Genomic DNA, 21,594 nt, shown 5'->3' with positions numbered 1-21,594 from the left:
GCGAGGAGGCGATGCGCCTGACGGTTGAGGAAATTGCGCGGGCGCGAGCCGGCTTGGGCGAGGGCGAGGCCGTTTTGTTGCCGTGCGTCGGCGCCATCACGGGGCGCGAGGAGACGATCATCCTGCTCGCGGAATCCGCCGCCGAGGAACTGGCCGGCGCGCTGGGTTATTTCGGCGGGCCGTTGGCGGTCGCCATCTTTGCCGCCGTCACCCTGACCGACCTTGCCGCCCCCGACATCGCGCTTGTCACCGGCGTTGACGACGAGGCGGTGCAACAGGAAATCGCCAGGCTCGAATCGGGGGGATTCCTCTATCATCACCAAGTCGACGGCACGCCCTATTTTGCCGCCGGCAATCCGCCGCTCAAGCGCTATTTCGCCAAGCGCTTCGCCCCCGCACACCGATTCCATCCCTGAAAGGGGAAGGGACGCGACGGACGGTTGATCGGGCGGGCCGATCGGGGGCAAGATCGCGGCAAACCGGGAGAGGCGTCGGAGACATCAATGAAACCCATTCAGGTTCCGGTCGAAGAGATTTACGTTCCGACCCGATTGGCGCACGAGCTCGATGAGGCGAAGGTGCAGACGGTGGCCGATGCCTTCCTGGAGGAGGGCAAGATGACGCCGGTCCGCGTCCGCCACGACGGCCAGCGCTACGTGCTGGTGCACGGCGTCCACCGGCTGGCGGCGTGCAAGGCGCTGGGCGAGGAAACCATCACCGCCTATCTGGTGCAGGCCCTGCAGCACTAGGGCCGCGCCATCCAGGCAAGATCGAGAAAAGCTGAGGAGAAGAACGGCGATGACCAACGTGTCCGGATACGATAGCGGCGAAATGCTGGCGGGCCTGCGCGAGTGGGTCGAGATCGAGACCCCCACCGACAACCCCGAGGCGGTCAACCGCCTAATCGCCAAGGTCGAGGCGGATTTCGCCGGGCTTGGCGCCGCCACCCGGCGGATCGCCGGCAAGAACGGCTTCGGCGACTGCCTGAAGGTGCGCATGCCGTGGGGCGGCGACGGTCCGGGCATCCTGGTTCTCGGCCATCTCGACACCGTGCATCCCATCGGCACGCTGGAGCGGCTGCCGTTTCGCGTGAGCGGCGACACCGCCTACGGCCCCGGCATCTTCGACATGAAGGGCGGCGGGTTCATCGGCTTTCACGTGCTGCGCAATTTCGTCCGCCGCAAGCTCGCCTCGCCGCTGCCCGTCACCTACCTGTTCAATTCCGACGAGGAGATGAGCAGCCGGGTGTCGCGCGACTACATCATGGAAGAAGCCAAGAAGTCGAAGTACGTGCTGGTCCTCGAACCCACCCGCGAAGGCGACCAGGTGGTCGATTCCCGCAAGGGGACGGCGCGCTTCCGGGTCAAGGTTACCGGCCGGCCGTCGCACGCCGGCTCGCGCCACGCCGACGGGCGCAGCGCCATCAAGGAACTGGCCCGCCAGATCCTGCTGATCGAGGAGATGACCGACTACAGCCGCGAGGTGACGGTCAACGTCGGCGTCATCGCCGGCGGTACGCGGCCCAACGTCATCGCCGAGTTCGCCACCGCCGAGGTCGACATGCGGGTGCCCAGCCGGGCGCTGGCGGACGAGATGATCCCCAAGGTTTTGGACTTGAAGCCGTTCGATCCCGACTGCGTCGTCGAGATCACCGGCGGTCCCGAGCGGCCGCCCTTCGAGAAGACGCCGGGCGGCCAAGCCCTGCTGGAAACGGCCCGCCGGCTGGCCCGCGAGCAGGGGCTGGAACTGGTGGCGCTGACGACCGGCGGCGCCAGCGACGCCAACTTCTCCAGCCCCTTCTGCCCGTCGCTGGACGGGCTCGGCGTGGTTGGCCGGGGCGCCCACACCATGGACGAGCAGATCCAGGTATCCTCGCTGGCGACGCGGGCGACCCTGTTGCACCGGCTGATCGAGACCCTGAACTAACTTATTTCGGGGACACCATACTTAATTCACGAAGCATTTTGTTGCTGCTGCAGTCGATACGCGTGAATTAAGTATGGCGTCCCCGAAATTAAAGTATGGTGTCCCCGAAATTACTAGTCCCAGGCGTAGCCCGTGCCCATGTCGATGAGGCGGCGGTTGCAGGCGAGGGAGGCGATGGCGGCGCGATCTTCGACATCGAGATCGAAGTCGAAGACCTCGAAGTTGGCCCGGCAGTGGTCGGGGTTGGCGGTCATCGGGATGGCGGCGACGGGGTCCTGCTCCAGCAGCCAGCGCAACGCCACCTGGGCGGGCGAGCGGCCGTGCTTGGCGGCGATCTTCTTGATCACCGGGTCGCGGACGGCCTTGCCCTCGGCCAGCGGGCAGTAGGCGGTGAGCATGATCGGCGCCTGGCGGCAATAGGCGACAAGCCGCTTCTGCGACAGGTAGGGGTGGTATTCCACCTGGTTGGCGAGGATCGGCGCGGCCAGAACCTCCGTCGCCTCGCGCAACAGGGCGACCGGGAAGTTGCTGACCCCGATGTGGCGGACCCGGCCGTCCTCCATCAGGTGGCGCAGGCCGCGCAGCGTCTCGGCCAGCGGCACGGCGCGGTTCGGCCAGTGGATCAGGAAAAGGTCGATGTAGTCGGTGCCGAGCCGCTCGCGGCTTTCGGCGGCGGCGCGGCTGACCGAGTCGGCGGCCAATTGGTCGCGCCAGACCTTGGTGACCAGGAAGATGTCGTCGCGCGGCACGCCGGAATCGGCGATGCCCTTGCCTACGTCCTCTTCGTTATCATAGATCGAGGCGGTGTCGATGTGCCGATAGCCGATCTCGATGGCCTGGCGCACCATGTCGCGGCAGGTGCGCCCCTTGAGCCGCCAGGTGCCGAAACCGAGCGCCGGCACCTTGACGCCGTGGATGTCGAGAACCTTCATCCGATCCTCCCGTTCCCACCCGTCTCCCCGGGGTTCATGATAGGGTCGGCTCGACGGTCGGGTAAAGGGCCGTCGGCCCCGGTTTATTTGTCCTCGAAGGTCAGCGCCGCCCCGTTGATGCAATAGCGCAGGCCGGTGGGCGCCGGCCCATCCTTGAAGACGTGACCCAGGTGGCCGCCGCACTGGGCGCAGTGGACCTCGGTGCGGGGGTAGAGGAGCTTGAAGTCGGTCGAGGTGCCGATGGCGTCGGCCAGCGGCTGGAAGAAGCTCGGCCAGCCGGAGCCGCTGTCGTACTTGTGCTCGGAAGCGAACAGCGGCGTGCCGCAGCCGGCGCACCGGAAGGTGCCGGCGCCGTATTGCCTGTCGAGCGGGCTGGCCCCCGGCGGTTCGGTGCCATGGCGGCGCAGGACGCCGTACTGTTCCGGGGTCAGGGCCTGTTGCCATTCGGCGTCGGTCTTCTCGATCTTGAACTTGGCCATCGGTGCCTCGCTCCAGCGTTCGGCTCTCTTTTGAAGAAGTGAATTGGCGGGGCCGATTTCAATGCCGCCGATTTTCCCTGTGACTCGTTCGGCCGAAGGCGCTATTTCTGGCGGCGAGAGGGGAACGCCCCGCGCAACGCCGGGTCAGGGGAGCCGCGCATGGCCGAAAAATTCGATCTCATCATCCAGGGCGGAACCTGCGTCACGCCGTCGGGGACGACGATTACAGACGTCGGCGTGCGGAATGGGCGCACCGCCGCGCTGGGCGATCTCGGCCGCTCCGCCGGCGCCGACTACTTCGACGCGCGGGGCCTGCACGTCCTGCCCGGCATCATCGACACCCAGGTGCATTTCCGCGAGCCGGGCCTGGAGCACAAGGAGAACCTGGAAACCGGCAGCGCGGCGGCGGCGCTGGGCGGCGTCACCGGCGTCTTCGACATGCCGAACACCAAGCCGCTGATTGCCGACACCGAAACCTTCACCGAAAAGTGGCGCAACGCCCGCGGGCGGCTGTGGTGCGACGCCGCCTTTTTCGTCGGCGCGACGGCCGCCAACGTCAACGAACTGGCCGAGATGGAGCGTCTCGCGGGCTGCGCCGGGGTCAAGATCTTCATGGGCAGTTCGACCGGCGACCTGCTGGTCGACGACGATGCCGTCCTCGGGCGCATCCTGGCCCAGGGGTCGCGCCGCTGCTCGGTTCACGCCGAGGACGAGGCGCGGCTTCGCGAGCGCAAGGGCATCGCCGAGGCGGCGGCCGATCCGGCCGTCCATCCCGATTGGCGCGACGTCGAGACGGCAGTGCGGGCGGTCAAGCGGCTGCTCCGGCTGGCCCATGCGTCCGGGCGCCGGGTCCATGTGCTGCACGTCACCTCGGCCGAGGAGATGGCGCTGCTTCGCACCCGCGAGGACACCATCACCGTCGAGGTCACCCCCCAGCACCTGACCCTGGCGGCGCCCGAGGCCTACGAACGGCTGGGCACGCTGGCCCAGCAGAACCCGCCGATCCGCGAGGCCCATCACCGCGACGCCCTGTGGGCGGCGGTGAAGGACGGGCTGGTCGATTGCCTGGGCTCGGACCACGCGCCGCATACCCGGGAAGAGAAGGACAAGCCCTATCCGGCCTCGCCCTCGGGGATGCCGGGGGTGCAGACCCTGGTGCCGATCATGCTCGACCACCTGCACGCCGGAAGGCTTTCGCTCGAACGGCTGGTCGACCTCACCAGCGCCGGCCCGGCCCGCATCTTCGGCATCGCCGGCAAGGGCCGCACCGCGCCCGGCTATGACGCCGACTTCACCATCGTGGATCTGCGCGCCAAGCGCACCATCAGCAACCGCTGGATCGCCAGCCGCTGCGGCTGGACGCCCTTCGACGGCATGAAGGTAACCGGCTGGCCGGTCGCCACCGTGGTGCGCGGCGCCGTGGTGGCCCGCGACGGCCAACTCATCGGCCAGCCGAGCGGCGCCGCCATCCGCTTCCTCGAAACCTGCTGATCTACCCCTGGACCGCCAGGTAGCGGTTGGCGCGGCGCTCGAACGCCTGCCAGGCCTGCAGGAAGATATAGGTGAGGACCATGTAGAGCACGCCGGCCGACAGGTACGCCTCGACCGGCTGATAGGTGCGGGCGTTGACGAGGCGCGCGATGCCGGTAAGCTCGTAGAGCGTGACGGTGCTGGCCAGCGCGGTGCCCTTCAGCATGAAGATGATCTCGTTGCCATAGGCCGGGATGGCCAGCCGAAAGGCGCGCGGCAGGATGATGCGCCAATAGGCCGTGACCAGCGACATGCCGATGGCGCGCGTCGCCTCGATCTCGCCCTTCGGCACCGCCTGGATGGCGCCGCGCAGGATCTCGGCCGAATAGCCGCCGGTGTTGAGCGCAAAGGCGATCAGCGCGCACCAGTAGGCATCCTTGAACACCGGCCACAGGAAGGTGTGGCGCACGAGGTCGAGCTGGGCCAGGCCGTAGTAGATGAAGAAAAGCTGCACCAGCAGCGGCGTGCCGCGGAAGAAGAAAATGAAGCCATAGGCCGGGTGGCGCAGCCACGGGATGTGCGAAACCCGCATGATGGCGACCGGCAGGGCGATGAAGAAGCCGATGAAGACCGACAGCGAAACCAATTGGATGGTCAGCCATGTGCCGCCCAGGATGCGCCCGAAATAGCGGAAGATGACGTCGTAATTCAGCGTCCACAGGATGTAGAGGATGACGGCGACGAGCACGGCGGTGAGCGCATAGAACACCGCCTTGACGAAGCGGGTCAGGATCTTGAGGGTATCGGGCTCCATGCTCTCGTTCCTAGTGGACGGCCTTGGGCAGGCCCTTGTTGGCCCAGGCTTCGAGCGGTGCCTGGACGCGCATCGAGACGACGGTGAGCACCAGATAGATCAGCGCCGCCACGAAATAGAACAGCACCGTGTTCTTGGTGGCCTGGGCGGCGATGCCGGAAACCCGCATGATGTCATTGAGCCCGATCAGCGACACCAGCGCCGAATCCTTCATCAGCACCAGATAGAGGTTGCCCAGGCCCGGCAGCGCCAGGCGCCACACCTGCGGCAGGGTGACGCGCGTAAACGTCAGCCAGCGGCCCATGCCGAAGGCCCTGGCCGCCTCGATCTGGCCCTTGGGGATGGCCAGGATGGCGCCGCGGAAGACCTCGGTCGCATAGGCGCCGAACATGAAGCCCAGCGCCACGACGCCGGCGACGAAGGGGTTGACGTCGATGTGGCCTTCGTAGCCGAGGCTTTCGGCGACGGCGTTCACCGCGAACTGCGAGCCGGTGGCGAAGACCAGGATGACCAGGAATTCTGGAATGCCGCGCACGATGCTGGTGTAGACGTTGCCGTAGGCCATGGCCACCGGGTCGCCCGACAGCTTGGCGCCGGCCCCCAGCAGGCCGAGCGCGATGCCGATCGGCAACGCCGCGAGGGTCACCAGAAGGGTGATCACCGTCCCGGTGAACAGCAGGTTGGCGTAGGGAAGAACGGTCTGCATGAAGGTTGGGGCCGGGTGGCGGGCCGCATCCCGGCCCACCGCCGGAGCCGCATCAGTAGATGTCGAACGGGAAGTACTTGGCGTTGATCTTCGCGTAGGTCCCGTCGGCGCGGATCGCCTTCAGTGCCGCGTTCAGCTGCTGGCGCAGCTTATCCTCGCCCTTGCGCACGGCGATGCCGATCTCGTCGCTACGGTTGAACGCCTCGCCGAAGAAGTCGAAACCCTTGCCGGCGTCGGACTGCAGCCAGTCGTAGTTGACCAGCATGTCGCCCAGCACGGCGTCGAGGCGGCCGGCGGCGAGGTCGATGTAGGCATTATCCTGGGTGTCGTAGACCTTGATGTCGACGACGCCCTTCATGTTGTCCTCGAGGTAGATGGCGGCGATGGTGGCGCGCTGGGCGCCGATGGTTTTGCCCTTGAGGTTCTTGACGTCCAGCTTGGAGCCCTTCTTGGCGATGTAGCGCAGGCTGTTGGAATAGTAGCGCTCTGTGAAGTCGACGGCCTGTTTGCGTTCGTCGGTGACCGACATGCTGGAGACGATGGCGTCGTACTTTTTGGCCAGCAGGCCGGGGATGATGCCGTCCCAATCTTGGGTCACCCACACACACTCGGCCTTCATCTTTTCGCAAAGAGCGTTGCCGATGTCGATGTCGAAGCCGGTCAACTTGCCATTGGGGTCGATCTGGTTGAATGGCGCATAGGCACCCTCGTTGCCGATGCGGAGCTTTTCGGCGGCCATCGATTGCCCGGAAACCAGCAGCGCGGCGGTCATCAGAATGGCGAATTTCTTCATGGGATTTTCCCCTCGTGGTCTCTGTTGCATCGGTGGAACCGCGGCCGGTCACCGGCGAGGCCTTCCCCCTCAAGGTTCCGACGGGCTCGTGGGCATCGCTTCCCCCGTTCCGCGAGCCGTCGTCTAGTTTCCGTTGGCGATTGCGGACAGTCAAGGCGAACGTCGAAGGCGGAGAGCGGAGCCGTCAGGGCGCGACCTCGATCTCGTACCACAGTGTCCGATAGGCTTCCCCGATGTCGAGGGTGGCGCGCGGGCCGCCGCTCACCCCGATTTCGTCGCGCCGGTTGCCGCGCTCGTCGAGCGCCCAGGCCCGCACCCGGCCGGCCGCCACCGGCAGCGTGACGCGGGCGCCGATGCCCTCGATGACGGTGGGCGGCCCGCCCCAGTTGCGCCCCAGGGTGGTCTTGCCGGCATCGAGCCACCTCTGGCCGGTGTTTTCGACCTGGCCCAGGGCGGTGAGGAGCGCGCGGCCGGGCGCGGCGAAATCGCCGGCATCGATGCGGGTGAGCAGCAGCACGCCCCAGTCGTTGCGGGCCTCCGTCACCTGCAACGCCACGCCACCGGCCGCGAACGGCCGGTCCATGCGGGCGCCGATCAGGCCCTTGCTGCGGGGCGCATCGAACGTCACCGTGCGCCCGCCGTTGACGCCCCACGCCAGTTCGCCGGTCAGGCTGGCGTAGGGCAGGGATGCGGCCTGGCCGGGCGGAGTGGCGATGCCGACCGCGCGCATGAAGGTTGCCGCCCGGTCGGCCCCGAAGCTCTCGGCGCCCGGGATGCGGTAATTGGCGCGCAGGGCCTCGATCCAGGCGGCCACGTCGGCCGCGCCCGGTTCCGGCGCGCCGGCGCCCGCCACGTCGCCCCGCCGGAACAGGGCGGCGGCGGGGATCAGGCCGGCCATCTTGACCGGGTTGGCGAAGCTGTCGAAGTAGTTGTTGATGAAGCCGGGGTCCCATGTCTTGCCGTGCAGCCCGAAGCTGTAGAGGAACAGCCCGTCCCAGTCCTGCAGGGCGCCATAGGCGGCCAGCAGCGGCAGCGCCTCGCCCTGGAAATGGCTGGGCGCCGAGTGATTGTACTCGGTCACCACGAACGGCTTGCCGGGCACCCGGCGCAACGCGAGGTCGGGGAGCGTGCCGCCGTTCGCCACGCCGGCCATCGGGCTGTTGGCGATGAACCAGTCGTCGGGGTCCCAGCGCCTGCCGGGAAAGACCGGATGCTGCCAATAGCCGTGGCTGTCGACCACATCGAGGGCCGCCTGGATGGGGGCGGGGCTGTAGGTGGTCTGGGTGCCGATGATCAGCGGCCTGGCGCCCAGGTCGTCTTTCAGGAAGCGGGCCAGGCCGGTCCAGTAGGCGGTCTCGGTGTCCCACAGGAAGCCGATCCAGTCGCGCTGGGCGGGCGGCGTGCGGCCCATGAAGCCGGCGGCGTCGAACACGGCGATGGCGCCATCCCCAAGATTCTCGCCGGGCAGCAGGCCCAGCACACCGCCGGGCTTGAGGCTGGCGTCCTTCAGCCGCAGCGTGCCGGTGGTGTGGCCGAGGCCGCCCAGCGTCAGGCGGGCCTTTTCGTCGCCGGTCGTCGGCGCGAAGGTCCGCTTCACGACCTGCCATTGCGGGCCCACCGTCACTTCGTCCCGCCACAGGATCTGCCAGGGCGCGTGCGCCTGCATGGCTTGGAGGACGACCTTCGTCGGCTTGTCGGCGCGCAGGGCGAGGGAAAGCGTGTAGGGCTGCTCGGCAGCGAAGGCCAGGCCGTTCTGGTGCATCTGGATGTGCCAGCGCTTCTTGCCGGCCTGGGTCATGGCCAGGACGGCGGCACCGTCCTCGCCGGCGCCAAGGGTGGCGCGGCCGTCATCGATGACCTGCAGGTTCCAGCCCGGCTCGCCGGAACGCACGCCGAGCTTCGCCGTCAGCATCTCGGGCCCCAGCGGCTCCTCGCGCACGCCCCAGGCGGCACGGAGCGCCGCCGTGTCGCGGTAACGCGCCTTCAGCCACGCCTGCCACTGGCGGGCCAGTTCGCCCCGGTAGGGCTCGGTCATGCCGTTGAGCCCGCCGGTCCGCCATTCGCGGATCAGGCCGTTCTCGTTGTTGATCTCGATGAAGGCGACCGCCGGGTCGTCGGCGTAGCGGAGGCCGGTATAGGGGTTCACGTGGGTCAGCAGGCCGCGCGCGTAGTCGCGCTGGAGCGCGATCATCGGCGGATGGAAATTGTCGACGCCCTTCCAGTATCTCGGGGTCTCCTCTCCCCAGTCGGCGAACCCCGGGTAGCGGCGGCCGACGTGCAGGTTGAGGTCGGCGTAGATGCCTTCCTTCTTCAGCGCGGCGAAGAAATAGTCGAAGCGGTCGAGGGCCTCGGGATCGAAGGTGATGCGGTCCTTTTGCAGCAGGCCGTTGGGCGCGGTCGAGGTGTCCAGGTGATGGAAGCGCACCGCGTTGACGCCGAATCGCGCCAGCCGGGCGGCGATGCGCTCGGCCTCGTCGCGGCTGGGCGCCGCCCCGCCGGAAACGATGTTGACGCCGAGGAAGCGGATGCGTTCGGCACCGGCGTAGAGATGCCCGTTCTCGGCCCGCACGAAACCGGTCTTGCCGGCCGGCTTGGCGTTCCACGCCGAAAGATTGGTCAGATTGACGCTGGCATCGTCCCACGGCAGGCGGAAGGGAAACAGGTCGGCCGCGGCGGCCGGTGCGTTGCAGGCGACGATCGCGGCAAACCACAGACAGCGCCAGAGGGTCATGGCCGGGCTCCGAATGATGGCGACGTCCGGTTGTAGGCCGTGCGCCGCCACCCTGTCCATGCCGTCCGTCACACTGCCGGCGGCGTTTCCGGACGGTCGGCCAGTAGGCGCAGCAGGAAGACGCCGAAGCACACGAACGCCAGACTCCACGCCGCGGCCGCGCCAGCCAGCAGCGCGACCGTCGGCCCGGCCAGCGAGGCCAGCACCCGCAGAACGACGGCGAGCGACATCAGCCCGATGGCGGTTGCCAGCAGCGGCGGTACGCCGAGCGGCCGGCGAAGGCGCTGCTGGGCGGTACGCCCCATCACGGCGAGCGACAGCACGCCCAGGCCGCCGACCATGGCGCCGTGCGCGGCGGTAAGCGGCGTCATCAGGTCGAAGGCCCGGCCGGCCGCCTGCACCAGCAGACCGGCGGCAAGCCAGGCGTACCCGAGGTGAAGGACCGATGCCTCGGCGACGCCGATCACCTTCCAGGCCTGCCAGCGGACCAGGCGGATGACGATGACGGTTCCGGCCAGCGCGCTGAATGCGGCGGTGACGGGAAGGCCCCATTGGATGCCGTCCAGGAGGGCGACGGCAATGAGGCAAAGGACGCCCGCGCGTTCCAGGGACGGCTGGGCGGCGCCGGTAAGGTGGCCGCCCTTGCGTTGCAGGGCGCCCGACGTGGTGGCGGCGATCAGCCGGCCGCCCATGGCGAAGAGCAGGAGGATGACGAGGTCGATCGCCAGCAGCAGGCCGCGCTCCTCGCCTTCCGCCAGCAGACCGGCGCCGCCCAGGTGATAAAGACCCTGGGCCAGCAGGAAGGCGGCGACGATGACGCCGAATAGGGCGTTGCGCCAGCTCTTGGCGGCGCGCAGGAACGGCAGGCCGGCCAACCCGAAAAGCACGGCCGGATAGGCTAGATCGACGAAGATCGCCACCGGCGCCGGCAGCCCTGGCCCGAAATGGGCGAGCCGTCCGGCCAGCCACAGGCCGAACGCCGTCAGGATGACACCCCGCGACCCCTTGGTGATCAGGTAGCCGCCGACCACCGCCAGGGCATAGCCGAAGACCATTTCGTGGGCGTGCCAGCCGGCCGGCGTCGGTTGCCAAGCGGGCAGCCATCCCAGGAATTCGAGCACCCAAATGGGAACCGCGACGGCGGCATAGACGGCCGCCGCCGGGAAGAACAGGGGAAAGGCCTGGAAGCCGCGGCGAAGTGGCCGGCGGCCGGGCGCCGGAGGCGCCTTTTCGTCGCCTGAGGCGGCGGGGTGTCCGGGGGCAGGGGCCATGGCGATACCGGGTGTCCGCTTGGGGGGGCGGTCAGTTGTATCGCCTTTGGCTCGCGATATCGACGGCCAAAGTCGGGTCGGACCTATGCGTCCGCCCGCCGTTCGAGAATGGCGCTCGGGGCCTGGGAAAGAAGGCGCAGGTCGTCGCGTTCGGCCAGGAAGGCGTCGACCGCTTTGCGACAGCCGCCATAGTCGTTGTAGTCGTCAAGCACGACGCAGGCCCCGGGGGCCAGGCGGGGGCCGATCGCCCGCAGGCAGAAGGACACCGGGTCATGCCAGTCGCAGTCGATGTGGGCGAAGGCGACCGGGCGGCGGTCGTCGGCCTTAAGCGTTTCCTCGAACCGGCCGCGATGAAGGATGACGCGCCGGCCGTCGACCGGCAGCCCGAAGTCGGAGAACGTGCGGCAGACCCGGCTGTAAAGGTCCTCGACATAGCCGTAATAGGGATCGTCGCCGAGGCCGCCGGAGCGGCCCGAGCGGATTTCGCTATACCGGCGATGCGCCCGCGGGCCGTCCTCCGGTCCCGGCGGCGGAATCATGCCGAAGACGTCGTAGCCATGGAAGGCGCGCCGGTCGTCGGCGCGAGACGCGATCATGATGCCCGAGCCGCCGAGCGCCACGCCGAATTCCAGGAAATCGCCCTCGACGCCGGTCCGGCACACATGCCGAAGGGTGGCATCCAGCGCCCGCAGCTTGCGTGGCGTGAGATAGGTCAGGTGGCGTCGGCGCACCTCGCGGGCGCGGGGCGGCAGAAGGGCGTTGTCCAGGCGCCGGGAAAGGGCATCGAGTATCCGTGGCATCGGGTCCCCCGCTGAATTTCTCTCTCCCAATATCCTCGCCGAAAACAGGCGGCTCCCGATGTGACATTTCTGTCGCATGTGGGGCCTCCGAGGTCGCCTCCTACCTTGACCGCCCCGCCGCCTGCGGCCATTCTGCGCCGCCTTGACACTTTCCCGCCATGAGGCATCCCGTCCGTGACCGCAGCCATTCTCCACGGCATCGTGCTGGCGTTCGGCCTGATCCTGCCGCTCGGGCCGCAGAACACCTTCGTGCTCGCCCAGGGGGCCGGCCAGCCGTCGCTGGTGCGCGCCCTGCCGGCGGTGGCGGCGGCGGGGCTGTGCGACACCTTGCTGATCCTGGTGGCGGTGTTCGGCGTGTCGGTGGCGGTGCTGGGTGTGCCCTGGCTGCGCATGGGGCTGGTGGCGGGCGGTGTCGTCTTTCTCGTCGTCGTCGGCGTCCTGCTGTGGCGAAACGGCGCCGGCTCGGCGGAAAGCGGCGCCACCGGCGCCTTTTCGGCCCGCCGGCAGATGGCGTTCGCGGCCTCGGTATCGTTGTTCAATCCGCACGCCATCCTCGATACGGTGGGGGTCATCGGCCCCAGTTCGCTGGCCTATGGCGAGACCGAGCGCATGGCCTTCACGCTGGCCTGCATCGGCGTTTCCTGGGGCTATTTCCTGTTTCTCGCCGTTCTCGGGCGGGTGGTTTCCAACATCCGCGGGGTCAGGGGGCTGCTCAACCGCGGCAGCGCCGTCATCATGTGGGGAACCGCCGTCTACCTGGCTTCCACTTTGCTTTAGCGGCCGCGCGTCATGCCCTCCAGGGCGGAAAGCGTTTCCTCGCTGACGTGATGCTCGATGCCCTCGGCGTCCAGTTCGGCGGTCTCGGCGCTCACCCCGATGGAGACCAGAAAGTCGTAGACGATCCGGTGGCGCCGCCTGGCTTCGGCAGCCAGGGCCTGGCCCTCGTCGGTCAGGAAGATGGCGCGATAGGGCAGGCTGGTGACCAGACCCTCGCGCTGCAGGCGGCCGATCACCTTGTTGGCGGTGGGATGGGAAACGCCAAGCCGCCCGGCGATGTCGACCAGCCGGGCCTCGCCAGCCGAATCGATCAACTCGGCGATCAGTTCCACGTAGTCCTCGGCCATCTCGTTCTTGTGGGACGTGCGGACGTGGTCGTAGCGGGCGGGGGTGCTCTTGCGCGTCGCTGGCGTCATCGCCGTTCGTCTCCTGCCGGTGGGTCGGGCGCCTGGGACGCATTCTACATCATTTCCGCCCTTGCCAGAAATGTAGCATAGGCTTACTATTTTACCATACGCTTTAAAAAAGCCTCCGGCGCTACCGGAGCGGCAGGTCCAACGGGCGGAAAACGATCCATCGCGGGAACGGAGGGTACCGTATGGGTCTGATCGAACGGCTGTTGTCGCGGCGCCGCTTTCTGGGCGCGGGGCTGGCGGTTTCGGGCGGCGCCGGCGCTTTGCTGTTGGCGCGCGCGGAAGCGGCGGCCCAGACCGGTCATGGCCATGGCGCTCCCGCGCCGGCCCCGGCCCGCCATGGGCAAGGCGTTGCCGAACATCCCCATACCGCCGGCAATCGCACGAAGGGCGCCGTCGATGCGGCGCGCAACGGCTTCGATCCCCACGCCATGCTGACCGACTGGGAGACGGGGACGGTCTCGACGCTTTCCGATGGCCGCAGGCTGCGCGAGTTCGAGATCGTCGCCGAGGATCGCGAGATCGAGATCGCGCCCGGCGTCTTCTTTCCGGCCTGGACCTACAACGGCCGGGTTCCCGGGCCGACGCTGCGGGCGACCGAGGGCGACGTCATCCGCATCCGTTTCATCAACGGCGGCGCCCATCCCCACACCCTTCATTTCCACGGCATCCATTCGGCCCGCATGGACGGAATCCCCGGGGCCGGCGAGGCCTTCCCCGGCGAGGAATTCGTCTACGAGTTCACGGCGCGGCCCTTCGGCTGCCATCTCTACCATTGCCATTCGTTTCCGCTGCGCCGCCACCTGCACAAGGGGCTCTATGGGGCCTTCATCGTCGATCCCGACCCCGATCGCCACCCGGAACATCGCGAAGCGGCGAAATCGCGTCTGCTCGGCACCCCCGAAAACGCCGTCTGGCAGGAGATGGTCATGGTGATGAACGGCTTCGACACCAACTTCGACGAGGAGAACGAGGTCTACGCCGTCAACTCCATCGCCTTCGCCTTTCACGAGAAGCCCATCCGCATCGCCCGCGAGCGGCCGGTGCGCGTCTATCTGGTCAACCTGACCGAGTTCGACCCCGTCAACTCCTTCCACCTGCACGGCAACTTCTTCGACTACTACGACCACGGCACGACGCTGACGCCCAGCTCGCGGACCATCGACACCGTCATGCAGTGCCAGGCGCAGCGCGGCATCCTGGAATTCACCTTCAAGGATCACGAGCCCGGCTCCTACATGTTCCACGCCCACCAGACCGAGTTCGCCGAACTCGGCTGGATGAGCCGCTTCGAGGTGGCGTGATGACCGCCGCCTGGACGCGCGCTCTGCTGCCGCTGGCGGTCATCGTGGCGATCGCCGCCGTCTTCGTCACCACGCGGCCGCTGGATTTCCTCTCGGCCGGGGTGCCGCCGGCCGAGGAACTGACCGTCGAGCGGGCGACGCTGGATGGCCAGGGCCTGCACCTGACGGTGCGCTCGGGGGCCTGGGAGCCGCTGACCGTCGCCCAGGTCCAGGTGGACGGCGCGTACTGGGAATTCACGCTCACTCCCGACGCCCCCCTCGGCCGGCTGGCCGCCGCCCGTCTCGACATCCCCTATCCGTGGACCGCCGGCGAGCCGCACATCGTCAAGGTGGTGACGTCGACGGGGGCGACCTTCGAGCACACTATCGCCGTGGCGGCGACGACGCCTCGCCAGGGCGCCGCCGACTTCGCCGTATTCGCCGTGGTCGGCCTGATGGTCGGCGTGGTGCCGGTGGCGACCGGCATGCTGTTCTTCCCGCTGCTCCGCCGGATTTCGCGCCGCGGGCTCGACTTCGTGCTGGCGCTGACCATCGGCCTGCTCGCCTTCCTGCTGATCGACACCTTGGAGGAGGGGCTGGAGGCGGCGGCGAAGGCGGCCACCGGCCTGCAGGCCGGACTGGCCGTCTGGCTGGCCGCGGGAGCGACCTTCCTTACCCTCATGTGGATCGGGCGGCGCGGCGGCCGGCGACCGGAAGGCCGCGCGCTGGCCTTCTACATCGCGCTCGGCATCGGCCTGCACAATCTGGGCGAGGGGCTGGCCATCGGGGCGTCCTTCGCCATTGGCGAAACCGCGCTCGCCTCGTTCCTGATCGTCGGCTTCATGCTGCACAACGTGACCGAAGGGGTCGGCATCTCGGCGCCGCTGGTCGGCGAGCGGCCGGGCTGGACGCTGTTCGCCGGCCTGGCTGCCGTCGCCGGCCTGCCGGCGGTGGCCGGCACCTGGGTGGGCGCTTTCGCCTTCGCCCCGCACTGGGCGGTGCTGTGCTTCGGCATCGGGGCGGGCGCCATTCTCCAGGTGATCGTCGAGGTCGGCGCCTTCATCGGCCGGCGGGCGTCGGCGGCGGGCGATGGCTGGCTGACCGGCAGCGGGCTCGCCGGTTTCGCCGCCGGCCTCGCCGTCATGTACGGAACGGCCCTGCTGATCTAGCCGGTGGCGAGGGCAATTCAACAAAGGCCGGCAATGATCTAGAATAGGGCGGAACGCAAGCGGCGGCCTGCCCGGCAGGGAGGAGAGCATGGCGATAGCGGAGCATTTCACCGCCCTGGTATTGGAAGAAGCGGACGGCAAGGTGACGGCCGCCGTCCAGGAACTCGACGAGGAGTCGCTGCCGGAAGGCGAGGTCACCGTCGCCGTCGCCTATTCCACCGTCAACTATAAGGATGGGATGATCCTGGGCGGCATCGGCCGCCTGGTGAAGACCTATCCCCATATTCCCGGAATCGATTTCGCGGGCACCGTCGAATCCTCGACCTCGCCGGCCTTCAGGCCGGGCGATCCGGTGATCCTCACCGGTTGGCGGGTCGGCGAGGTGCGCTGGGGCGGCTATGCGACGCGGGCGCGGGTCAAGGCCGACTGGCTGGTGCCGCTGCCGGCCGGCCTGTCGCTTCGCCAGAGCATGGCCATCGGCACCGCCGGGCTGTCGGCCATGCTGGCCCTGATGAGCCTGGAGGAACACGGACTCAGCCCCTACGACGAGGGCGAGGTGCTGGTCACCGGCGCCGCCGGCGGGGTGGGCAGCATCGCCGTCGCCCTGCTCTCGGCGCTCGGCTATCGGGTGGCGGTGGCGACCGGCCGGGCCGAGGCGCACGATTACCTGCGCGAGCTCGGCGCCACCGTCATCGTCGGGCGGGACGAGCTGGCCAGGGGGCCGCAACGGCCGCTCGAAACGGCGCGCTGGTCCGGCGCCATCGACAACGTCGGCGGCGTCCCGCTGGCCACCGTGCTGGCCGGCCTCCGACCGCAAGGCTCGTGTGCGGCGGTGGGCAATGCCGCCGGGCCGGCCTTCCCGGGATCGGTCCTTCCCTTCATCCTGCGCGGCGTCAACCTGCTCGGCATCGATTCGGCGTTCTGCCCGCTCGAGCGGCGGGTCGCCGCCTGGCGCCGCTTGGCCAGCGAACTACCGCTCGACCGGCTGGAGTGGATGACCCAGTCGGTGCCGCTGGCCGAGGTGGCGAACCGCGGGGCCGACGTTCTGGCCGGGCGCGTGCGCGGCCGCACGCTGGTCGAGGTCAGGGCCTGACAGGGCGGTATCGAGGGCGCCTTGATACTCCGTTCGGCTTCCACCCTTCGTGGCGGGGTGGGAATTTGCCACAATATCTAGATGTTTGATGAAAACCGTATTACACTCCGCCCGGCGGCCAGGGTTCGGGAGGAGTGATGAATCGCGGGGCCTTCTGCGCGGCATTCGTCGCGGCGCTGATCGGCGTATCGACCATGGCGGCGGCCGAGGTTCCGGTGCCTCAGAACTTCGGCCAGGCGATGAACTGGTACGAACGCGCCGCCGAGGCGGGCAACGTCGAGGCCCAGTTCTACCTCGGCGTCATGTACGAGACCGGGGTGCGCGGCAACAACGACATGGCCGCCGCCGCCAAGTGGTATCGCCGGGCGGCCGAGCAGGGCCACGTCGAGGCCCAGACCCGTCTGGGCGTTCTCTATTACCAAGGGCGTGGCGTGGCGGCGGATCTTGCCGAGGCGGCCCGCTGGTACGCCAAGGCGGCCGAGGGCGGCTCGCCTCGCGCCCAATACAACCTCGCGCTCATGTACGAACGCGGCCAAGGCGTGCCGGCCAACGCGGCGATGGCCGCCTCGCTCTACGAAAGGGCGTCGGACGGGGGCACCGTTCAGGCGCGGCTCAACCTCGGCTCCCTCTATGCCCGTGGCGACGGGGTGAAGCGCGATTCGCAGCGGGCCCTGATGTGGCTGACCATGGCGGCCGCCTCCGGCCTCAAGGTCAGCGACGCGGTGCGGCAGGAACTGCTCGACGACCTCACGCCCGAACAGGAGGCGGAGGCCAAGCGCCTCGCCGACGAGCGCCTGGCGAAATCGGTCGATTGGCGGAAGCCGAATTCCTGACTGGCGACTAGTGGGCAACCACGTGGCTGTCCCGTCTGGGCGCGCGGGGAGCGGGAATGCCGTCGTCCATGTCGGCGGCGAAATACTGCCCCAGCGGCTTGTCGTGGGTCTCGATATGGTCGATCACCCACGATTCCAGGAAGGCGAGGACGGCGTCGGGATCGTATTTGCCGCATTCCAGGGTGCTGTGCATGGTTTCGAGGCGGGCGAGAATCGCGCGGTGCTCCGCCCGGTGAAGGCCCGCCGGCCGATAGCCGGCGTCATCCATCATTCGTTCCTCCTCGGCGAAGCGGCGCCGAAGGAAGGTAAGAAGATCGCCGATCTTGGAGCAGGAGCCGCCGGTCCGCTGGCATGGCCGGTTCGCGCCGAACATCGCCGACACCAGGAACAACAGGCACTCGTTGGCGGTGTTGATCTCGGCCAGCACATCGCGCCGCCGGGAGCCGGAGGTATGCGCGGGACGGCGAAGGACGGGGGAGGGTCGGCTGGGCAGGGAAGGCAACTTGGGCATGGCGAGAGGTCTCCGTCAGTCCAGAAGTACGAACCTCCTGCCCACACTGCGCGGACAGTTTCCCCCGATGCTGTTCCAACCGGCCATTTCCACCGGCTGCGCCGTCACGCCGGGCGACGATCGAGAATAGCCCGGCAGGCCGTGACAATTCCGTGGCATCGCTGTGTTTTCCCTGTGAAGGCGGCCCTCTGCCGCTGCCGTGGGGGGCAGCCGGCGCCGCAGGAATCCCGGGATCTGACGACTTCCGCAGAACCGGGAACCGGCGGCGCCGGCCAGGGCGAGTTGTCCGGCCGTCGCGGCCGGACGCGGGAAAACACGCTTCAACCTCCGAAAGTTCCGGGAGGCCCGCCGCGCCGCCGCCGAGAGGCGCTGAAGCGGCGGGCAACGATGCAAGGCCGAGAGGAGGAGGACCATCGGGGGACCACTGGTCCTCCTTGCCTTGGGGGTCGCCTTGCTCGGCGGCGGGCCTCGACCGGAACTCTCTATCAAATCGACGAGCTAAGAATAGAGGCGCCCAGGTTACCGGCGGATGGCGACGGCATTAAGGATTTGTAATGTGCCGGCCGCGCACCGGAGTCGCCTCGCTCAACCTCCCGCGAGCCGGTCCCGGAAGTGGCGGAAAGCGTGGGGAAAAATGCCGGGAAATCGGGGCTTCGTACAGGCGCCGGGCGGGGTTGCGGGCGGCCCCAGGGTTTTTTCGCATTCGTCGTTTGACATGGCGCTGTTCGTGCCATAGCAATCCGCTTGAAAACCAAAAAAAAACGAGGAACCGCCCACTATGACGAAAGCAAGAAAGCCGAATACAACTGTAATACTATGGACCGTCATAACCTTCTCGTTTGTTGCCGTGATCTATTCGCTTTCCGGCATGTTCGGTCTGGAAAGCATGATCGCGCGAGCCGAAAAACGGGAACTTGACGGGCACTTCCGCAATCTTGGCATGGTCCTTGCCGCCGATCCCGCCCGGATGGTGGCGTTCGACGACGTTTCCCCGGATGTCCGCAACGCCGGTTCCGGTCTCGGCGAGGAGGGGCGTACTGGTCGCCCCCATTCCGGCATCGTGACGGCGGCCTATTCTGCGCCATTCCGCCAGCTCGACCGCATCGGCGGCGATCTGTTCGGGATGCCGCGCGCCATTGTGCTGAATGGCGACGGCCAGGACCCGGTATCGGGGCTCGAGCCGGCCGCCGGCACCCCCGCGTTCTCCCGCATCAACCCTGTTCTCGACGGCTTCAAAGAGAAGTCGGGGGTCGACGCCGCCCTGTTCGCGGTGCGCGAGGGAAAGATCATGCCCGCGGGCACGACCCTGGCCGGCGCTGTCTGGCTCACCGGCGACGAATTGCGCCGGGCCGCCGCCGGAGAAACCATCCTTCGCGAACACCGGCTGGGCAACCGGGAAACCGCGATCCTGGCCGGCCCTGTCCACGACCTGTCCGGCCGGCGGCTGGGGGTGGCCGTCGTGGCGCACGACCGGGCCAAGTTCGCCGCCACCGTCGGGGCGCTTCGCACGGCGGTGATCGGCGTCGGCCTGCTGCTGCTGTTCGTCACGGCCTCCATCGCCTGCGCCGTCTCGGCGAAGCCGGCGCAGGCCTAGGCTCGGGTCTCTTCGAAGGGCGGTTGTCGGCTCTCCGCCGGAGCCCCCGAGAGGGGCCTCCGGCGGCCGGTCCGCTTCCCTTGACTTGGGCGCGGATTTGGGCTTATTACGCTGCCACCGCACGCCAGCGGGTGCGCCCGATGGCGGAGTAGCTCAGTTGGTAGAGCAGAGGAATCATAATCCTTGTGTCGGGGGTTCGAATCCCTCCTCCGCTACCAGATGTAAGCCCCTGAAAACAAAGCGTTTTCGGGGGCTTTTCTTTTTAGATCTGGTCTTGGATCTCTAGTTTACTGCCACTTTGCTGCTCGCTGAGACCCGCAGGAATCCGCCCATGCGCGGCGGTGCGTGGATGTGAGTCAGCAAAATTGCAGCAAAAATGGCTGGAGAATCCGTCGCTGGATTCATGTTGGGTTAACCCGCACGGGTTACCGTGCGCGCCGGTGAAACTCCAGCGCGGCGCACGGGGCGATGATCTTTGAAATCTGGAACAACTACAAAAAGAAGAAGCTGGAGCGGGAATATAAAGAGAGGCGGGCCCGGGATTGGGAATTGACGAAGCGCGTGTATGCTGAAATTTCAGCCCGCAGGCAGCAGATCATCGATGAGATCGAGGCGCGAGAGCGCCAAGAAAAAAGCCAGCGGCGTGCGGCCGCTGGCAGGTGAGGAAGTTCAGGAAGGAAGGCGGCGTCAGGCATCCAGCCGCTCGATTGCTGCGTTCAGATCAGCGGCGACGGCCGGCAAGCGTGCGCGGTAGGCGGCGATTTCGTCATCGTCTTCCATCAGCGGCTCGAGATAGCCGGCCGGCGCGGGCTCGAAGCAGAGGCCCCACGCGCTGGCGAAACTGATGAAATCACCGCCGGCGACGATATTGGCAGCGAAATCGCTATTGAACGCCGGCCCCCAGATTGCTCTTTTGAGCTTATCGGCCGGCATCTTCGCGACGACCCAGCCGCTCCGGCTATCTTGCAGCACGCGCGCGAAGAGATCGACGCCGTTGTCCGTCTTGTTGACGCGCGCCGCGGTTACAGTGACGGGGTTCTCGCTGGCGCTGGCGTGAGATACGTGGATCGCAGCCAGATCCGCTTCGATCTTGTTGCACCGCTCCTCGAAAAGCTGGTCGCGCAGCGAGGTCAGCGCCTTGCGCGCCTCGCGCTTCGCCTGCTCCAATTCGGAGCGTTTCGTGCGCAAACGCGCGAGCTCCTTCTGAGCTATCTCGGGCGCGCCGGAAAACCAGTGCGTTCCGAAAGCATCAGCCATGGCTTGCTCATAGCCCGATACAACTCCGCGCACGTATTCGACCTGCTCGTGCGCCCTATTAAACCACTTCTCGGCCTCTTCGATCTTTATCGGCAGTTCGCTCTGATCTGCAGCGGCCTTCGCGTCCGCGTGCTTGTTGAGACCAGCCAGCGCATGATCGGCATTCGCCTCGCATTCCGCCTCGCTGAGCCCGCCGGGCGTGAGGTACGGCTTGCCATCGCGATAAATGCAGCACGTGAAAAAGCACGTTTGCAGGTAATCGTGGCGGTCGTGCCGCTCAACTTCACCGCGTGTGTATGTGAACTTCTTCATGACCTTCTCCTTCCTCTTCTTTGTATGTAATCTTCTTGTTTTGTCGTGTCAACAAAAATCTTTGGCACCATACGCGATGACCCGTTGGCAGCCGGGTCATCTGGCATGGGGTCAGCCCTCGAGGATCTCGAATGCGGCGTCGTAGACGGGCTCGAACGGGAAGGCACCGCTACCACCGAGAGCGTCGCGGATCTCTTCGCGGGTGATGCCATCTCGCTCGTATGCAGACAGGACATCGAGCAGGTAAGCGTTTTTGACCATCTCCGTAGCCACTTCCGCGATGATCTCGCTGTCATCGCTATCCGTGTGTTCGCGCGCATCATCGATCGCGTCGTCTGCAACCTCTTCGATGATGTATTGCATGATCGCTTCGCGTCCGGTTGTGTTTGTCATGATCTTCTTCCTCTTCTTTCCTTCCTGACCGACTTTG

The 21,594-nt window shown here is 67.4% G+C and carries 23 protein-coding genes and 1 tRNA gene; 12 read left to right on the top strand and 12 right to left on the bottom strand.

Annotated elements, in window-relative coordinates:
- Positions 1 to 11: 11 nt before the first annotated feature.
- The 3 genes from ODR01_RS18935 (at position 12) to ODR01_RS18925 (ending at position 1,926) form a co-directional block, all read left to right on the top strand.
- The gene (locus ODR01_RS18935) at positions 12 to 416 is read left to right on the top strand and encodes a hypothetical protein (protein WP_316979265.1); all 405 of its coding nucleotides are present in this window, start codon (positions 12 to 14) and stop codon (positions 414 to 416) included.
- Positions 417 to 503: 87 nt separating this feature from the next.
- A complete protein-coding gene (locus ODR01_RS18930) occupies positions 504 to 749 on the top strand; it encodes a ParB N-terminal domain-containing protein (RefSeq protein WP_316979264.1) in 246 nt (81 codons plus the stop codon).
- A 49-nt stretch (positions 750 to 798) separates the two neighbouring features.
- Complete coding sequence (locus tag ODR01_RS18925) at positions 799 to 1,926, top strand: M20 family metallopeptidase (RefSeq protein WP_316979263.1); 1,128 nt, start codon at positions 799 to 801, stop codon at positions 1,924 to 1,926.
- A 113-nt stretch (positions 1,927 to 2,039) separates the two neighbouring features.
- Here the strand turns inward: ODR01_RS18925 and ODR01_RS18920 are convergent, their stop codons facing one another.
- Together ODR01_RS18920 and msrB are read right to left on the bottom strand one after the other, a co-directional pair.
- Positions 2,040 to 2,858 (bottom strand): aldo/keto reductase, encoded by an 819-nt coding sequence (locus ODR01_RS18920; RefSeq protein WP_316979262.1) that lies wholly within the window; start codon positions 2,856 to 2,858, stop codon positions 2,040 to 2,042.
- A gap of 83 nt (positions 2,859 to 2,941) precedes the next feature.
- A complete protein-coding gene (gene msrB, locus ODR01_RS18915; protein ID WP_316979261.1) occupies positions 2,942 to 3,337 on the bottom strand; it encodes a peptide-methionine (R)-S-oxide reductase MsrB in 396 nt (131 codons plus the stop codon).
- Between the two features lie 159 nt (positions 3,338 to 3,496).
- Here msrB and ODR01_RS18910 point away from each other — a divergent pair, with 159 nt between their 5' ends.
- A complete protein-coding gene (locus tag ODR01_RS18910; protein WP_316979260.1) occupies positions 3,497 to 4,828 on the top strand; it encodes a dihydroorotase in 1,332 nt (443 codons plus the stop codon).
- A 1-nt stretch (position 4,829) separates the two neighbouring features.
- On the opposite strand, the gene ODR01_RS18905 is transcribed toward ODR01_RS18910, so the two are convergent.
- From ODR01_RS18905 to ODR01_RS18880, 6 genes are all read right to left on the bottom strand, one after another.
- Complete coding sequence (locus tag ODR01_RS18905; protein WP_316979259.1) at positions 4,830 to 5,621, bottom strand: ABC transporter permease; 792 nt, start codon at positions 5,619 to 5,621, stop codon at positions 4,830 to 4,832.
- Positions 5,622 to 5,631: 10 nt separating this feature from the next.
- Positions 5,632 to 6,327 carry an ABC transporter permease gene (locus ODR01_RS18900; protein WP_316979258.1) on the bottom strand — a complete coding sequence of 232 codons (696 nt, stop codon included), beginning with the start codon at positions 6,325 to 6,327 and terminating at the stop codon, positions 5,632 to 5,634.
- 52 nt (positions 6,328 to 6,379) lie between these two features.
- A complete protein-coding gene (locus ODR01_RS18895; protein ID WP_316979257.1) occupies positions 6,380 to 7,120 on the bottom strand; it encodes an ABC transporter substrate-binding protein in 741 nt (246 codons plus the stop codon).
- A gap of 184 nt (positions 7,121 to 7,304) precedes the next feature.
- Complete coding sequence (locus ODR01_RS18890; RefSeq protein ID WP_316979256.1) at positions 7,305 to 9,851, bottom strand: carbohydrate binding domain-containing protein; 2,547 nt, start codon at positions 9,849 to 9,851, stop codon at positions 7,305 to 7,307.
- Between the two features lie 68 nt (positions 9,852 to 9,919).
- On the bottom strand, positions 9,920 to 11,122 hold the full coding sequence (locus ODR01_RS18885) for an NnrS family protein (RefSeq protein ID WP_316979255.1): 1,203 nt from the start codon (positions 11,120 to 11,122) through the stop codon (positions 9,920 to 9,922).
- An 83-nt stretch (positions 11,123 to 11,205) separates the two neighbouring features.
- A complete protein-coding gene (locus tag ODR01_RS18880) occupies positions 11,206 to 11,922 on the bottom strand; it encodes a TylF/MycF/NovP-related O-methyltransferase (protein ID WP_316979254.1) in 717 nt (238 codons plus the stop codon).
- Between the two features lie 174 nt (positions 11,923 to 12,096).
- Here ODR01_RS18880 and ODR01_RS18875 point away from each other — a divergent pair, with 174 nt between their 5' ends.
- Entirely contained in the window at positions 12,097 to 12,699 is a 603-nt protein-coding gene (locus tag ODR01_RS18875; protein ID WP_316979253.1) for a LysE/ArgO family amino acid transporter, read from the top strand.
- On the opposite strand, the gene mntR is transcribed toward ODR01_RS18875, so the two are convergent.
- On the bottom strand, positions 12,696 to 13,115 hold the full coding sequence (mntR, locus tag ODR01_RS18870; protein ID WP_316979252.1) for a manganese-binding transcriptional regulator MntR: 420 nt from the start codon (positions 13,113 to 13,115) through the stop codon (positions 12,696 to 12,698). The two genes, ODR01_RS18875 and mntR, sit on opposite strands and share 4 nt — an antisense overlap.
- 182 nt (positions 13,116 to 13,297) lie before the next feature.
- Here mntR and ODR01_RS18865 point away from each other — a divergent pair, with 182 nt between their 5' ends.
- The 4 genes from ODR01_RS18865 (at position 13,298) to ODR01_RS18850 (ending at position 17,490) form a co-directional block, all read left to right on the top strand.
- The gene (locus tag ODR01_RS18865; RefSeq protein ID WP_316979251.1) at positions 13,298 to 14,416 is read left to right on the top strand and encodes a multicopper oxidase domain-containing protein; all 1,119 of its coding nucleotides are present in this window, start codon (positions 13,298 to 13,300) and stop codon (positions 14,414 to 14,416) included.
- Positions 14,416 to 15,564 (top strand): ZIP family metal transporter, encoded by a 1,149-nt coding sequence (locus ODR01_RS18860; RefSeq protein WP_316979250.1) that lies wholly within the window; start codon positions 14,416 to 14,418, stop codon positions 15,562 to 15,564. Before ODR01_RS18865 ends, ODR01_RS18860 begins: the two co-directional genes overlap by 1 nt.
- Before the next feature lie 88 nt (positions 15,565 to 15,652).
- Entirely contained in the window at positions 15,653 to 16,657 is a 1,005-nt protein-coding gene (locus tag ODR01_RS18855; RefSeq protein WP_316979249.1) for an MDR family oxidoreductase, read from the top strand.
- A gap of 137 nt (positions 16,658 to 16,794) precedes the next feature.
- Positions 16,795 to 17,490, top strand: coding sequence for a tetratricopeptide repeat protein (locus ODR01_RS18850; protein WP_316979248.1), 696 nt, complete (start codon positions 16,795 to 16,797; stop codon positions 17,488 to 17,490).
- 7 nt (positions 17,491 to 17,497) lie between these two features.
- Here the strand turns inward: ODR01_RS18850 and ODR01_RS18845 are convergent, their stop codons facing one another.
- On the bottom strand, positions 17,498 to 18,001 hold the full coding sequence (locus tag ODR01_RS18845; protein ID WP_316979247.1) for a bacteriohemerythrin: 504 nt from the start codon (positions 17,999 to 18,001) through the stop codon (positions 17,498 to 17,500).
- A gap of 778 nt (positions 18,002 to 18,779) precedes the next feature.
- Between ODR01_RS18845 and ODR01_RS18840 the strand changes: the two genes are divergently transcribed.
- The 3 genes from ODR01_RS18840 (at position 18,780) to ODR01_RS18830 (ending at position 20,258) form a co-directional block, all read left to right on the top strand.
- A complete protein-coding gene (locus tag ODR01_RS18840) occupies positions 18,780 to 19,595 on the top strand; it encodes a hypothetical protein (RefSeq protein WP_316979246.1) in 816 nt (271 codons plus the stop codon).
- Between the two features lie 142 nt (positions 19,596 to 19,737).
- A tRNA-Met gene (locus ODR01_RS18835) sits at positions 19,738 to 19,813 on the top strand.
- A 250-nt stretch (positions 19,814 to 20,063) separates the two neighbouring features.
- A complete protein-coding gene (locus ODR01_RS18830; RefSeq protein WP_316979245.1) occupies positions 20,064 to 20,258 on the top strand; it encodes a hypothetical protein in 195 nt (64 codons plus the stop codon).
- Between the two features lie 24 nt (positions 20,259 to 20,282).
- On the opposite strand, the gene ODR01_RS18825 is transcribed toward ODR01_RS18830, so the two are convergent.
- Together ODR01_RS18825 and ODR01_RS18820 are read right to left on the bottom strand one after the other, a co-directional pair.
- Complete coding sequence (locus ODR01_RS18825; RefSeq protein ID WP_316979244.1) at positions 20,283 to 21,164, bottom strand: hypothetical protein; 882 nt, start codon at positions 21,162 to 21,164, stop codon at positions 20,283 to 20,285.
- A gap of 111 nt (positions 21,165 to 21,275) precedes the next feature.
- Positions 21,276 to 21,557 (bottom strand): hypothetical protein, encoded by a 282-nt coding sequence (locus ODR01_RS18820; RefSeq protein ID WP_316979243.1) that lies wholly within the window; start codon positions 21,555 to 21,557, stop codon positions 21,276 to 21,278.
- Between the last annotated feature and the right edge of the window lie 37 nt (positions 21,558 to 21,594).

This window comes from Shumkonia mesophila, from assembly GCF_026163695.1.
Taxonomy (GTDB): domain Bacteria; phylum Pseudomonadota; class Alphaproteobacteria; order Rhodospirillales; family Shumkoniaceae; genus Shumkonia; species Shumkonia mesophila.
The sequence above is the reverse complement of the archived record's forward strand: the minus strand, read 5'-3'. Positions and strand labels throughout refer to the sequence as shown.